Source organism: Croceitalea marina, from assembly GCF_042684265.1.
In the GTDB taxonomy this organism is placed as follows: Bacteria; Bacteroidota; Bacteroidia; order Flavobacteriales; family Flavobacteriaceae; genus Croceitalea; species Croceitalea marina.
The window spans coordinates 44,020-58,252 of record NZ_JBHULB010000078.1 but is presented as its reverse complement, the minus strand read 5'-3'; the positions used below and the strand labels follow the sequence as shown (position 1 = coordinate 58,252).

Annotated in this window: 16 protein-coding genes; 9 read left to right on the top strand and 7 right to left on the bottom strand. The window is 37.8% G+C overall.

Features of this window, described 5'->3' with window-relative positions:
* Positions 1–27 precede the first annotated feature (27 nt).
* The gene (locus ACFSQJ_RS15825) at positions 28–1,458 is read left to right on the top strand and encodes an SLC13 family permease (protein WP_377767931.1); all 1,431 of its coding nucleotides are present in this window, start codon (positions 28–30) and stop codon (positions 1,456–1,458) included.
* A gap of 50 nt (positions 1,459–1,508) precedes the next feature.
* Here the strand turns inward: ACFSQJ_RS15825 and ACFSQJ_RS15820 are convergent, their stop codons facing one another.
* The 3 genes from ACFSQJ_RS15820 to ACFSQJ_RS15810 all read right to left on the bottom strand — a co-directional run bounded on the left by ACFSQJ_RS15820 (position 1,509) and on the right by ACFSQJ_RS15810 (position 3,812).
* Positions 1,509–2,255: a leucine-rich repeat domain-containing protein gene (locus ACFSQJ_RS15820; protein WP_377767930.1), complete on the bottom strand. Its 747-nt coding sequence runs from the start codon at positions 2,253–2,255 to the stop codon at positions 1,509–1,511.
* A gap of 182 nt (positions 2,256–2,437) precedes the next feature.
* Positions 2,438–2,737 carry a hypothetical protein gene (locus tag ACFSQJ_RS15815; RefSeq protein WP_377767929.1) on the bottom strand — a complete coding sequence of 100 codons (300 nt, stop codon included), beginning with the start codon at positions 2,735–2,737 and terminating at the stop codon, positions 2,438–2,440.
* A gap of 337 nt (positions 2,738–3,074) precedes the next feature.
* Entirely contained in the window at positions 3,075–3,812 is a 738-nt protein-coding gene (locus tag ACFSQJ_RS15810) for a hypothetical protein (RefSeq protein ID WP_377767928.1), read from the bottom strand.
* Positions 3,813–4,079: 267 nt separating this feature from the next.
* Here ACFSQJ_RS15810 and ACFSQJ_RS15805 point away from each other — a divergent pair, with 267 nt between their 5' ends.
* The 8 genes from ACFSQJ_RS15805 to ACFSQJ_RS15770 all read left to right on the top strand — a co-directional run bounded on the left by ACFSQJ_RS15805 (position 4,080) and on the right by ACFSQJ_RS15770 (position 11,344).
* Positions 4,080–6,581 (top strand): zinc-dependent metalloprotease, encoded by a 2,502-nt coding sequence (locus ACFSQJ_RS15805; protein WP_377767927.1) that lies wholly within the window; start codon positions 4,080–4,082, stop codon positions 6,579–6,581.
* Between the two features lie 141 nt (positions 6,582–6,722).
* Complete coding sequence (locus ACFSQJ_RS15800; protein ID WP_377767926.1) at positions 6,723–6,908, top strand: hypothetical protein; 186 nt, start codon at positions 6,723–6,725, stop codon at positions 6,906–6,908.
* 95 nt (positions 6,909–7,003) lie between these two features.
* On the top strand, positions 7,004–7,441 hold the full coding sequence (locus ACFSQJ_RS15795) for a hypothetical protein (RefSeq protein WP_377767925.1): 438 nt from the start codon (positions 7,004–7,006) through the stop codon (positions 7,439–7,441).
* Positions 7,442–7,593: 152 nt separating this feature from the next.
* Positions 7,594–8,202 carry a transcriptional regulator gene (locus ACFSQJ_RS15790; RefSeq protein WP_377767924.1) on the top strand — a complete coding sequence of 203 codons (609 nt, stop codon included), beginning with the start codon at positions 7,594–7,596 and terminating at the stop codon, positions 8,200–8,202.
* Complete coding sequence (locus ACFSQJ_RS15785) at positions 8,199–8,924, top strand: DUF3307 domain-containing protein (protein ID WP_377767923.1); 726 nt, start codon at positions 8,199–8,201, stop codon at positions 8,922–8,924. Before ACFSQJ_RS15790 ends, ACFSQJ_RS15785 begins: the two co-directional genes overlap by 4 nt.
* Before the next feature lie 5 nt (positions 8,925–8,929).
* Positions 8,930–9,346 carry a VOC family protein gene (locus ACFSQJ_RS15780; RefSeq protein ID WP_377767922.1) on the top strand — a complete coding sequence of 139 codons (417 nt, stop codon included), beginning with the start codon at positions 8,930–8,932 and terminating at the stop codon, positions 9,344–9,346.
* Positions 9,339–10,376 (top strand): adenylate/guanylate cyclase domain-containing protein, encoded by a 1,038-nt coding sequence (locus ACFSQJ_RS15775; protein WP_377767921.1) that lies wholly within the window; start codon positions 9,339–9,341, stop codon positions 10,374–10,376. The genes ACFSQJ_RS15780 and ACFSQJ_RS15775 overlap by 8 nt, the downstream gene beginning before the upstream one ends.
* A 164-nt stretch (positions 10,377–10,540) precedes the next feature.
* Entirely contained in the window at positions 10,541–11,344 is an 804-nt protein-coding gene (locus ACFSQJ_RS15770; RefSeq protein ID WP_377767920.1) for an SH3 domain-containing protein, read from the top strand.
* A gap of 67 nt (positions 11,345–11,411) precedes the next feature.
* Here ACFSQJ_RS15770 and ACFSQJ_RS15765 read toward each other — a convergent pair whose 3' ends face one another.
* The 4 genes from ACFSQJ_RS15765 to ACFSQJ_RS15750 form a co-directional block, all read right to left on the bottom strand.
* Complete coding sequence (locus ACFSQJ_RS15765; RefSeq protein ID WP_377767919.1) at positions 11,412–12,248, bottom strand: NmrA family NAD(P)-binding protein; 837 nt, start codon at positions 12,246–12,248, stop codon at positions 11,412–11,414.
* Positions 12,249–12,277: 29 nt separating this feature from the next.
* A complete protein-coding gene (locus ACFSQJ_RS15760) occupies positions 12,278–12,772 on the bottom strand; it encodes an anthrone oxygenase family protein (RefSeq protein ID WP_377767918.1) in 495 nt (164 codons plus the stop codon).
* An 18-nt stretch (positions 12,773–12,790) separates the two neighbouring features.
* The gene (locus ACFSQJ_RS15755; RefSeq protein WP_377767917.1) at positions 12,791–13,189 is read right to left on the bottom strand and encodes a DUF5367 family protein; all 399 of its coding nucleotides are present in this window, start codon (positions 13,187–13,189) and stop codon (positions 12,791–12,793) included.
* Between the two features lie 96 nt (positions 13,190–13,285).
* Positions 13,286–14,146 (bottom strand): helix-turn-helix domain-containing protein, encoded by an 861-nt coding sequence (locus tag ACFSQJ_RS15750; RefSeq protein ID WP_377767916.1) that lies wholly within the window; start codon positions 14,144–14,146, stop codon positions 13,286–13,288.
* Between the last annotated feature and the right edge of the window lie 87 nt (positions 14,147–14,233).

The window sequence follows — 14,233 nt, the reverse complement described above, 5'->3', positions numbered from 1 at the left end:
TTTAAAAAACCCTAGCTTAGAATCCCAATGGAGCTAAGTAAAAAACTAGGCCTTTTATTAGGTCCAACCGTATTTTTGATTCTTGTTAACCTGCCTTTCCAATTAGTTTCTGAAAAAGGTGATGCCGTCATTTCAGTAGCAGCTTGGATGCTTATTTGGTGGATTACAGAAGCGGTCTCTATTTCGGTTACCGCCTTGCTTCCGCTTTTACTTTTTCCACTTTTAAAAATAATGCCGATTGCAGAAGTAGGCGCAAATTATGGCAGCCCCATTATATTCTTATTTTTTGGGGGTTTTGTAATGGCTCTAGCCTTAGAAAAAGTGAACCTGCATAAACGCATAGCGCTCAATATTATCAAGTTTACAGGTACAACCCCAAATAAAGTAGTACTAGGTTTTATGATTGCCACAGCTTCATTAAGTATGTGGATAAGCAATACGGCAAGTACTGTGGTGATGCTCCCCATTGCTTTATCCGTAATCAAATTATTGATAGATGATGAGGATGGCTTTACCAAAAACGACCAAAACTTTGCACTTAGCGTAATGTTGGGGATTGCTTTTTCAGCCAATGCTGGAGGTATCGCAACGGTAATCGGCACCCCACCAAATTCTGTGCTTATTGGTCTTTTGGAAAATGAATATAGCATTCAAATTTCATTTTTAAAATGGATGACCATAGGACTACCCTTTTCAATAGTAATGATTGCCATCACTTATTTCGTATTGGTAAAATGGATGTTCCCTAACAAGAATTTAAAGTTTAACGCTTCTAAAGATGTTATTCAGGTAGAATTAAAAAAACTTGGACCTACCTCTGGTAAAGAAAAAATGGTGCTATTCATTTTTGCCGTGACCGTTTTTTTATGGATTTTCAGAACGCTCATCAACAACATTTTCCCCAACTTGGGGCTATCCGATACCATGATAAGTATTTTTGCGGCGATTACATTGTTCTCAGTTCCATACAATATCAAAAAAGGGGATTTTATTATCAACTGGAAAGATACTTCCAAGCTGGCATGGGGTATTTTAATCTTATTTGGGGGTGGGCTTGCTTTGGCTAAAGGAATGTCCGTTAGCGGTATTGTAGATTTGGTTTCTAATGCCATTGCGAGCAGCGAAATAAGTATTCTCTTTACCGCTTCACTACTAATACTATTAATGCTATTTATGACCGAGCTTATGAGCAATGTAGCTCTCGTGGCTGTTTTGGCCCCAGTTGTTGCCGGTATTGCCATAGGATTGGAAATTCCGCTATTATATTTGTTGATTCCCGTTACTATGGCCAGTAGCTGCGCTTTTATGCTGCCCATGGCCACACCACCCAATGCTATCGTCTTTGCCAGTGGTTACGTGAAAGTACCACAAATGGCCCGTGTAGGTATTATTCTAAATCTAATTGCGGTAGCACTTTTAATAATTGTGTTTCAGTTTGTGGTTCCGATTCTATTCTAAAAAGAAAGGGCACCACTATTGGTGCCCTTTCTTTTTAAATATGCCTTAAACTAGTCTTCGTACTCTTGAAATTCCAATTTCGATAATCCCTCTTGAGATTTCGAAAAGTCTATGGGGAACATGCTTCCATCTTTCAATTTAAAATCCGTAAGAACCAACTGTTGTTTAGAAAGTGTTCTTAGCCCATTCATGTTTGAAAATGCATTGTTGGCGAGATACAATCTTTTGAGTTTCTTTAAATTTTCCATGCCGGCAGGCATTTCTCCATGCAACTCATTATTTGCAACTGCTAAGGTATTAAGCTTACCCAATTCATTAATTGTTTCAGGTAATGCACCATTTAACTTGTTATTACTCAAATTCAACTCTTCTAAGTTTTGAAGTTTGTTAATGGTATTGGGTATAGTACCTACCAACTGGTTATCTTCAAAATTTACTTCTTTTAAGTTCTTGAATTTGCGAAATAATCCAGGTATTCTTCCGGTAATATTATTTTGTGATAAGTCTAACCTTTCTAGGTTTTTTAAATTACCTATGGTAATAGGTATTCTACCCTGTAAATTGTTGTTAGAAAGATCTAAACCGACAACTTTACCATCTTTTATGGTTACTCCATACCATTCAGATATTGGTGCTTCGGTATCCCATTGGTTGGTCCACAGATTTCCTTTTGTCTTAGCTCTTAATTCAAGAAGTGCTATTGCTTCTCTTTCACTGATTTCCAGCTGAGCAGTAAGAACGTTAAGACAAAGCAAAAATAATCCTAGTAGCGAAAATGTGAGTTTAGAAAAACGCATATTTTAAAGATTTGGTTTGGTTAAACGATATGCATATAAGTATATAGGCAATTAGCAATTTAATAAAAAATGTGTTTGTCATCCATGAATTCCATAATTATTCGATGAACTGCAAAACAAAGCCCCAGTCTTTTACCATTAAAAGAGTGGGGCTCTTATTGCTAATTCAAAAAATTATGGAACTATTTTTTGTAAGGGTCAAAGTTTTGTGGCAGATAGTTTTTAGTTTCAAAACCTAAATCAATACTTTCTTCTTCCATAAAGTTGATGCCATCAACAGGAACCTCTTCTTGGTATGGGTTAAAATCTTCGGGTAAGTACTCATTAGTATCAAAACCTAAGTCTATTTGCGACTCTTCTTCAATAAATTTAATAGCATTTATATCAAAATCCTCTACGGTAGCAGCTGTAGTTTTTGCACTAAAAAGGGGCACCAGTAGCATTGCTAAAAAAGCGGTAGATATGTATTTTTTATATTTCATGTCCGTTGTTTTAATGATTTGAGACAAAGGTAAAACTGCAAAAAATAGATATTAGTATGTTTTGACTTTCGTTAACAATCCACTTTTTTAGTGTAAGAAAAGTATTTATAATATTTTGATTGAAATACCATCAATCCAATAATTCTATTTCAAGATAATTGCGGAAATGTTAGCTTTTACCCCGTATTTTTAACAAAAACACTTGGTCGATTTTTTTGTTATCTTTTTGTTAAGAACCTTTAATCTGATTTACGTGGTATTCAAAACTGAAAAATCCCGGTGTGGAACCGGGACTTTCAACTAACTAATTCAAAAAATTTGATAAAAAACTTCCTACCTAGTTTGACCTTGTATAAGGGTCAAAATTTTCAGGGAGATACTTTGAAGTATCAAAACCCAAGTCGATCTCTTCTTCTTCCATAAAACTAATCGTATTTATGGCTATTTCGCTGTTATACGCATTAAAGCCTACTGGAAGATATTTTGAGGTATCGAAACCTAAATCATATTCAAAATCTTCGTCTCCGAACTGCACACTTTTAATATCAAAATATACTTCGTGCGGATTAAAACCTTCTGGAAGATAGTCTGCCGTGTTAAAACCCAAGTCGATAGTTTCTTCTTCCATAAAGTTGATAGACTTCATGTCAACGATATCTGTGTAAGGATCAAAACTTTCGGGCAAATACTCAGCAGTATCAAAACCTAATGCTATTGCCTCGCTTACTCCTTCAAATTCAATTGAAGTCAGATCAAAATTCGCCTCATAAGGGTTAAAGCCCTCAGGCAAGTATTTTGAGGTATCGAAACCAAGTTCCAGTTCTTCCTCAACTTCTATAAAGTGAATATCCTTAATATCAAAAGTTGTTTCAACGTCAACTAAACTAGAAGTGTAAACTAAAGTTTCGTTTCTTTCTTCTGCATTAACACGAAGTGCAGTTAAGTTGTTCTCTAATGTACGCGTAGTTTCTGTTTTGTTGATTTTTTCGCTAACAGCTACCGTACTTTCTTCTTGTTCTACTATGGGCGAACCACTAAAGAGTGCGCAACCATAAATTAATAATAATTTGTTCATTTTTTGATTGATTTGATGATTGATGTTGTATGCTTATAAGACTGGAGAGAAAGCTAATTGTTACACCTTTTTACCTTTTTTAACAAATTTTACATCGCTCTGCATCGTAGTTATACTGGGCGTTTCAGCGGAGACTATCAGTAAAACGCAATATTCCCGAAGGTTGGCCTTTCACATAAAAAAGTTGAGAGTTAGTATTTATTTAACAGAAGATTTTATCATTTTTTTGGTTCTTTGGCAGGTTACAACAAATCAAACTAACACTAAATGATGAAAAAAATACTTCTTAAAGTACTATTGGTAGTTTTTACCCTAGCAAGTTTTCAAACTACAGAAGCACAACTCTTCAAAAAGAAAAATAAAAAAACAGAACAGCAAACACCTGAAAAACCAAAAAAGGGAGATATCAAACCTTATGATAAGGTCATTACCAAAGATGCCGAAACCGACGAGGGTCTTTTTCACGTGCATAAAGTAGAAGACAAACACTTTTACGAAATTCCTGATTCCCTTTTTAACCGTGAAATGTTAATGGTGAGTAGAATTTCTAAAACTGCGACCGGTATAGGTTTTGGGGGTGGAAAAATCAATACCCAAGTGCTGCGTTGGGAGAAGAAGCCCAAAAAGGTACTACTGCGCGTAGTATCGTACGGTAACTTTGCTGCCGACTCGCTTCCAATTCACGAAGCCGTAGTAAATTCGAATTTTGAGCCTGTACTCTATGCATTTGACATTAAAGCATTTAACAAGAAAGATTCGCTCAATCCTGCTACCGTTATAGAGGTTGACCCTTTATTTACAAAAGATGTAAATGCCTTGGGTATGCCCGATTTTTACAGAACACGCTATAAAGTAAGCCGTTTAGATGGTGAACGAAGCTATATTGAAAGTATTAAAAGTTACCCTTTAAACGTAGAGGCAAGACACGTAAAAACGTATAATGCCAAATCGGCCCCTAGTAATCAAAGCTTAGGGTCCATTTCTATTGAAATCAATAACTCTATGATTCTGCTACCTGCCGAACCAATGAAAAGACGCTATTTTGATAAGCGTGTAGGTTGGTTTGCACGAGGTCAAGTAGATTATGGTTTAGATGCTCAAGAAAGTAAGCGGGTTACCTATTTAGATAGATGGCGTTTAGAGGTCAAGGATGAGGACATGGCCAAGTTTAAGGCCGGAGAATTGGTAGAACCAAAAAAACAGATTGTATACTATATAGACAGAGCTACACCAAAAGTATGGGTGCCATTTATCAAACAAGGCATAGAAGATTGGCAAGTTGCCTTTGAAGCGGCAGGATTTAAAAATGCCATTATAGCCAAAGACCCACCAACAGTTGAAGAAGATCCAGAATGGTCTCCTGAAGATGTGCGCTACTCCGTAGTCCGTTATTTAGCATCACCAATACCAAATGCCAACGGACCACACGTAAGCGATCCAAGAAGTGGGGAAATTTTAGAGTCGGATATCAACTGGTACCATAACGTGATGACCTTATTACGCAACTGGTTCTTTGTGCAAACAGCCGCAATAAATCCAGAAGCTAGAGGAGTAGCATTTAAAGATGAGATTATGGGTCGTCTGATCCGTTTTGTATCGGCACATGAAGTGGGCCATACCTTAGGACTACCGCATAATATGGGTAGCAGTGTCGCATATCCGGTAGACTCTTTACGCTCCGCTACATTTACCAAAAAATATGGTACCGCACCGTCTATTATGGATTACGCGCGTTTTAACTACGTAGCGCAACCAGGCGATGAAGGTGTCGCTTTAATGCCCAACATAGGTATATATGACAAGCATGCCATAAACTGGGGATACCGCCCAATTTTAGATAAGTCAGCTAAGGAAGAAAAGCCTGTTTTAGACAGTTGGATTCTAAAACACGCAGATGACCCTATGTATCGTTTTGGTCATCAACAAATAGGTGACATTCACGATCCTAGCTCACAGACCGAAGATTTAGGCGATGATGCCGTTAAAGCAAGTCTTTATGGTATTGCCAACCTTAAGCGTATTGTACCTAACCTAAAAGAGTGGATAGCTGAAGATGGAAAAAATTATGATGATTTGGCTACCCTGTATGGCCAGGTCGTTGGGCAGTTTAATAGGTATATGGGCCATGTAGCCAATAACATTGGTGGTGTCTACGAGTACAATAAAACATTTGACCAAGAAGGTGCGGTTTACACACATGTCGATAAAGCCCATCAAAAAAAATGTATGAACTTTATTCAAGAGCAATTGTTTCAAACTCCAGAATGGATGTTAGATCAGGAAATTTTTAATAAGATTCAATATTCTGGTTCGGTAGAGCGTGTGCGAGCCGTACAGACAAGAACTTTAAATACCATGTTGAGTTTAGGCAAATTGGCCAGAGCTATCGAAAACGAAACTATAAACGGAAACGATGCCTACAAACTCACTGATATTATGGGCGACCTTAGAAAGGGTATCTGGTCAGAAACCAGAAGCGGTAAATCTATAGATACCTACCGTAGAAACTTACAAAAAGCGCATATAGATAGATTAGGGTATTTAATGACAGCTGAGAACCAGCGAAAGCAACCCAACTTTGGGGGGTATCAAAAATCTACTGCTGTAAATACAAGTCAGTCAGACATCCGTTCGGTAGCACGCGCTGAATTAAATAATTTAAAGCGTGATATTAGAAACGGACTTTCAAGAACTTCTAACAGTATGAGCAGGTATCATTTACAAGATGCTTTAGAACGTATTGATGCTATTTTAAACCCTAATGGGTAAAATTTAAAAAAAGTTTTATCGATGAAAGGGGCAATTTGGTTGCCCCTTTTTATTTTCACCTACATAAATCATTGTTTCACAACATATCTGAATATCTCCTCATATAAATTCCTACATTTAGAATCCCAAATCATAAACATCATGAAGACCTACAAAATCAAAAGCTTTATTTATTTCCTATTATTTGCTGTAGCGGCATTCTTCTATAATAATATTGAGCAAGAGCAAAAATTTCAAGATAAGATCACTTCTAGTGAAGTTGTCGATATCGACACTGAGCAACTTGAAGACTCAGATGCTGATGAGCTTGAAACCCCCGTACAATAATTACCATACCTGTTAAAAGCTTCATAAACTTCTAAATGGTTTTAAACCTATTACGGCTATACTAGTCAAATAGGCAAATCATTTAAATCTATAACATGAAGAATTTAATTTTAACAATGGCTTTGCTGTTGAGCCTAACAGCGATTGCCCAACAAGGCAAACGTGACCATGAACGTCAAAGAGCAGCGCATGATATGACTGCCGAGCAATTGGCTACGCTTAAAACAAAAAAAATGGCTTTGGCTTTAGAATTGACATCAAAACAACAAGAAGAAGTTTTAAAGATCAATCTAGAGGAGGCCGAATTTCGTAAAGCAAAAATGGCGGAACGAAAAGAAAAGGGTGAGCATGAAAAATTGAGCGCCGATGAAAAATTTGAAATGCAGAATGCAATTTTAGATCGAAAAATTGCACAGCAAGAGAAATTAAAAGAAATACTTACCGATGAGCAGTTCGAGCTTTGGAAAAAAGCGCGCAATCGAAAAGGTATCCACAGCAAAAAGAAAATGCAGAAAGCTGGTAGAAGAGGATAAATATTTTTTGTTGATTTTAAAGGGCCTCTGATGTACATCAGGGGCTTTTTTGCTTCCCAAAAGCACTATATCTGCTAATTAACCGATATGCGCTATTATCGGCTATTTTACCGATATTTTTAATTATCGGCTATTTTACCGATATTTGTCTTATGAGTATCACAACTGCAGTTCTAACAGGGGATGTTATCAATTCCCGTAAGGAGAAACCGGAGGTATGGCTTTCTAACTTAAAGAAGGCTTTAAACAAGTATGGAAAAGAACCCAAAAATTGGGAAATCTATCGCGGAGACAGTTTTCAATTAGAGGTAACCACAGTAAAAGCTTTAGAAGCTGCCATCTATATTAAAGCCCAAATGAAGCAAAAGAAAAATATAGATGTTCGCATAGCTATTGGTATTGGCGATAAAGACTACAATGCCGAAAAATTAACAGAATCAAATGGTTCCGCTTTTGTGCATTCAGGGGAATGTTTTCAAAACTTAAAAAAACAAACCCTAGCATTAAAATCGGGGATAGCCACATTTGACAAAACCCTAAATCTAATGTTGAAATTAGCAGCGTTGACCATGGATAACTGGTTGCCTGCAACATCAAGGATTGTAAAAACAGCGATGGACAACCCTAATACAAATCAAAATGAACTGGCATCCATCTTGGGTAAATCACAAAGCAATATTAGTGAAGCACTTATACGAGCAGGGTTTGATGAAATAAAACAACTACTACAGCATTACCAAATCAAAATAAACGAATTATGATGTTACTGGCCCTAAAACTCGTACTCGCACACTTTCTTGGAGACTTTGTCTTTCAACCCGCCCGTTGGGTAGAAGACAAACTTGAAAAAAAGGCAAGGTCAAAATACTTATACTTTCATATCGGAGTGCATTTAGTCGTGCTCTTATTTTTACTACAGTTTAAGCATATAGGTAGTATTGTCATCATTATCGTAAGCCATTACCTCATCGATTTGGCAAAGCTTACTCTTACCAACGAGAAAAATTTTCGCTGGCTCTTCGCCGCAGATCAACTAGCACACTTACTGGTACTCGTTGGGGTTGTTTACGCCATAGAATCCTTTACAATAGATTTTAGTTTTTTATTGTCACCTGAGATGCTGCTCTTTTTCGCCATGATAGCCTTTGTGAGCTATGTGTCCGCTATTATAATCAAAATGCTATTGGCTCCGTATATAACCGAACTTGCCAAAGATGAAGAAGAAGGCGAAGGCACATCCCTTAAAAATGCAGGGCGTTATATTGGCATGTTAGAGCGTATTTTCGTTTTTGTATTTATTCTTTTAGGGCAATGGTCGGCCATTGGGCTATTGATTACCGCAAAATCTGTATTCCGTTTTGGTGACCTCAACAAAGGCAAAAACCGAAAACTAACGGAATATGTACTCATTGGAACCTTGCTAAGCTTCGGGCTGGCCATTTTAGCCGGTTTAGCGTATAATTATCTGATTACTTTAATCTAGACCTTATGAATGATCGTTACGACACCTATCAGCCAGAAGGTTTTACAACCGTAAACACCTATCTGTTTACCGAAAAACCGGAAGCGCTTATTTTCTTTTTAGAAAAAGCTTTTTATGCCCAAGAAATAAATCGTTCGATAAATCCACAGAATGGCGATATAGGTAATTGCATTTTAAAAATAGGTGACACCTGTATTATGATAAGCCAGGCCCGCGGTCAGTTTATGGGTATGCGAACCGCATTATACCTCTATGTAAGCGATGTAGATGGGATTCATAAAAATGCATTAAAACATGGTGCGGAAGAACTTTTTATCCCTGCCGATATGGATTATGGCGACCGCCAAAGCGGAGTTGTAGACCCTGCCGGTAATTACTGGTGGATATCTAAAAGGCTACATGAAAAAGGGTACCATGAGTAAACGCAACTTGCGCATCTTAGGGTTTTATATTATTGGTTGGACGCTATCTATGCTATTTCTAGCAATCGTAAGGGGTGTTGGCACCGAAGAGTTAGGGCAATTAAAGTTTGATTTTAAATCGAGTATCATTATAGGGCTTACTTTGGGGCCCATTTTAGGGCTTATCTCTGGACTTGCCTCTATTTGGGCAGAAAAAAACCTGTACCGAAAACTCACTTTAGGCAAGCTTTTGCTATTAAGAACCCTATATGCATTCCTTTTTATCATTTTTATGACTTTTGTGGCCTACTGGGTCTATCAATTCTATTTTGGTACAGAAATAAGTTTGCGAACTTTTGCTATGGATAAGGGTAGCGGCGCTATCTATTTCTACATTTGGGTAACTGATTTCTTCTTAACGGTAATCAGGCAAGTAAATCTAATGCTTGGCGAAGGCAACCTAAGAAAGCTTATTTTGGGTAAATTTTATACCCCAACCGAAGAAGAACGCATTTTTATGTTTCTAGATTTACAAGCCTCCACAATGCTCGCAGAAAAATTGGGGCATATAAAATACAGCACCCTAATTCAAGACTGCTATAACGACTTGGCCATTGTGAATGATTTTGAGGCTGAGATATACCAATATGTTGGTGATGAGGCCGTATTAACATGGCCATTAGAAAAAGGCCTAAAAAATCAGAACTATCTCAAAGCCTATTTCAATTTCGTCGACCTCTTAGAACAACGCACTAGTTACTATCAAGAAAAGTACAATTGTCAACCCTTTTTTAAAGCAGGTATACATGCTGGGCTGGTCACGGTTACCGAAGTCGGAAAGTACAAAAAGGAAATCGCCTACCACGGCGACACTATTAACACAGCTGCCCGTATACAGGGGCAATGCAATAAATTGGAGGCTTCGCTATTAATTTCGGAAACCTTAAAAAATCAAATTGTATTAGAAGGCTATTCATACTCGAAAAAGGGTGTCGTACCACTTAAGGGAAAGCAAAATGAAGTTACTATTTACAGTATTCTAAAATTGTAGCTATACTCCAAAATAAACGATTTCTCTCCTGTTAAAGATTTTATAAATACCGTATTTCAACGAAATTTTGACCCTCTTCATCGGTAGCGAAGGCCATAATCATTGCTTTCAAGGTAGATAGTAAAGAGACCACTATTGGTCTACGTTCATTTAAATTTAATATTATGAAAGCAAAACAGATGTTATCCATCCTTACCTTACTAGCCATCTGTTTGTTTACAAACGCCCAAGAAAAATTGCATTGTCTTGATAATAATTGCGGTTTTGAAGCTGGGCAAATCGTGTACCTATTTGGTGATCAGGTGCAATTGCGAGAAGCACCAAGTACCGAATCGAAGGTCTTGAAAACCTTACCCATTGGCATGCATATGGTAGTGCAAGAAAAACATGAGAATTCATGGCGCTACAAGGGTATGGACCATCACTTTTACAAAGTGGATTATAAGGGAACCGAAGGCTATGTATTAGGCGGATTGTTGGCCCTTGAAAAGAAGACCATAAATTCCGTTGTCCATCTCTTTGGAAGGGCAAAAATGGGTGACGAAGATTACCTATTGATTCGAAGCTTACAAGAAGACGGCTCCTTTGAAGAAAAAAAGACCCGTTTGGCCAATACAAATTTTCAGTTGACCCAATTGGGCAACAAAGGTTTGAAAGATGTTCAAGGAATTTTATTTGTCGACTATGTTGCCGACGCCCACGGTGTTGAAGGAGGTGGGATTTATCTTTTTCAACAAGAGAATACGCTACATCAAGTAGCCAGAGTTTCACAACGGGCCGACGGCAGTGCCTACTATTTTAAGGAACAATTGATTTTTCCTGAGGATACCAATGGTCTGGACAATAAAATTCGGTACAAAAAAGAAATCGGTAAAAACTTTGACGGAATATCTCGATGGCTCGAAAAAAGTTTAGAGACCAAAGAAATGGTTTGGACCGATACACGTCTCAAATTAGTGCAGCAGTAAGTATTTATATAGCAAAGTAAAAAGGCAAGCGTAACTGCTTGCCTTTTTTATAGCTAATGTTTTTAGATTATACCTGTACCGCCTGATTCCAGACCCCAGTTGCCGCTGTTTCCGTGACATAATCTGAAAAATCTTTGGCCTTCCGTCCCAAAACCTTTTCAATATCATGGCTAACCATTTGATTTTTTTCATTTGCTAAAACCTCAACAAACAAATAATTGATCAACCAGATATAATCGTCGGGAACTCCGTGTATTTCTAGCATTTCAGTGTACTCTGGCAGGGTAATCGAAGTAAATTCAATAGTTCTTCCGGTCGCACTTGCAATTTCAGCGGTTACTTCCCTAAAAGTAAGCATCCGAGAACCCGTAAGCTCATAAATCTGGCCGTTATGCTTAGCATCCAATAAGGCTTCAATGGCCACATCGGCGATATCTTCGGCATCGACATAGGGTACTTTTACATCTGCCTGCGGCAAGGCCACATGACCATGTAATATAGGCTCCAAGAAAAAGCTTTCGCTAAAATTTTGGCTAAACCAGCTTGCACGAACAATAGTATAATCTAAACCGCAATTAATGATTATTTGTTCGCAGGCTTCAGCCTCCACTTCTCCCTTGCCCGATAAGAGCACCAATTTTTCAACACCTTGATGTTTCGCTATTCTGGTTAATGCTTCGATTGCCTCTTTTGCACCTGGTACAGCTAAATCTGGTTGGTATGTAATGTAAACGCTTTCCATTCCTTCTAATACTGCTGGCCAACCCCCAGGTTTGTCCCAATCAAAGGCAGGGTTTTCACCTCGTGAACCAATACGCACGTTGTGCCCCATTTTGTTTAAACGTTCTACAATTCGTCTTCCCGTCTTTCCTTTTCCTCCTAAAACTAAAATGTTGTTTTTCATGATTTTCAATTTTTGATGTTTATACTTATTTATGATTTACTTATGCCTGCGATAATCAATAAAGCGAACGATGTCATTGATGCTATGATCCTGATAATGTGAAATCGATTCCACGGATTTTCAAATCGTTCCCTAAGGGCTCGAAGTTCTTCCTCGGAGCTGTTGACCAAATCTGCCTTATCCAAGATTTGATTCAAAGGCACGTTTCCAAAAACGGTTACAATCACCACTCCTAAAAAGTATAGGCTAACAGCCAGTAAGATTAGCCTAAAATGCTCCGGTGATATTCCCTTATTTGTAAAAATAGCGGCAATACCTACTAAAAAAGACCCGAAGAATACTGCAAAAAAAAGTGGGTTTTCAATGCTGCGATTCATTTTCTGAAACGCCTGTAAATAACCCAGGTCATTTAATTGTCCAATTCCTGGGGTCACGGCATTCCCCCAGGTAAAACAAATCCCTGCGGTTAGCCCTACCAATAATGTTACAGTAAAAAGGCTAAGACTACTTGTCGATATTTCCATAAGACTAAATTTTATTGCTTAAACTTTTCTTTGCACACCTTGTACTCCCCTAAAATGGCCATACAGTATGGCGGTGGTGATAAAAACCCCACCAATGAGCCAAAAGCCTGGGTCACTAAAAAAGACATAGTGGTTTCCTCCTTGAGGTACTACGAGAAAAGGCACGGTAATTAGGGCGTCTAAAATGGCGGCGACCCCAAAAAAGGTAATTCCGACCCACATGCCATGGGTTGTATTGTCCTTCTTGTAATACTGTTTTGTTCCAAACCAAACCAATGGTATTACCGCCACGAAGAGTGCTAAATTGGCTTGGCGTTCAACATTTTTCAAAATAGGCACATAGTAAGAAAGTGTATAAATAGTCACTCCGATCATCCATATGATTATCCCGATTATAATGGCCCTAAAAGTTTTCATAACTGCTTGTTTTTTAATTACAAGACAAAACTAGAGCGGCCCCAACCGAGGCACTTGTTTAAAAAGGAGAATGATTTGTTCGAAAAGGAGTATTGTCTAAGAAACCTTTATTTCACTAGGTCTAAAGCCAAACTTTTTGGTGAAAGCGTTTGAAAAAGAACTTAAACTATCATAGCCCACATGCCAGGCCGCTTCTTGTACTGTGGCACTTTTACTACGAATTAGGTCGTGGGCCATGGTCATACGTTCATTTTGTAAGTATTTGAATACCGGTACACCAAAAAGCGCTTTAAAGTCTTTTTTAAGTTTAAAAGTATTAAGGCCGATTTGCCGAGAAAGTTCTGTTAAAGAAGGTGGTGCATCTAAGTTACTGGAGAGAATTTCTTTGGCCTTATATAGTTTTTCACGTTCAGTAGTTTTTATAGCGCTGGTAGATAGGGTTGACAATTGCCAAAAAAAATGTGATAGTAAAGCGGTAATCTGACTTCGAAAAAACATCATCTTGGCCTTGCCTTCGTATCGGTTACTAAAAATAGTATCGACAATATGCTCCATTTCCGGGGTCATAAAAAAACGTGGCCCTTCAACATAAGAATCCGATGGATTCACCAATTCCTTTAAAAAATCGGTAAATAATTCCCCTTCCCCATTCGGCAGGTTCTTGAGGTTTTTAGGTGATGTTGCGATTAAAATACATTGCAAGGGCTTATCCGGCGAAACGGTGTGCACACAATCTACATTGGTATCCGCATAAAAAGAAATTGCCAAACCCTTGGTATTCTTATAAGGCACTTTTTTCTCTTTATAATCCATTGAAAGGTGCACATTACCAGAACCATAAAAGGCCACCGCAATCACTTCTTCATCAAATTGGCAAGAATCTATAATGACTTTATCAGAATTGGCCTCTTCGACCAAAATGATAAAATCATTGATGTTGATAACGTCCCTTGTCATAGTGCTACTAAAATTAACGAATTGTCAAAACATCGACAATAGCTATCATACTTCAAACTTTAAAAAGGAAAAAGTATCTTTATAACA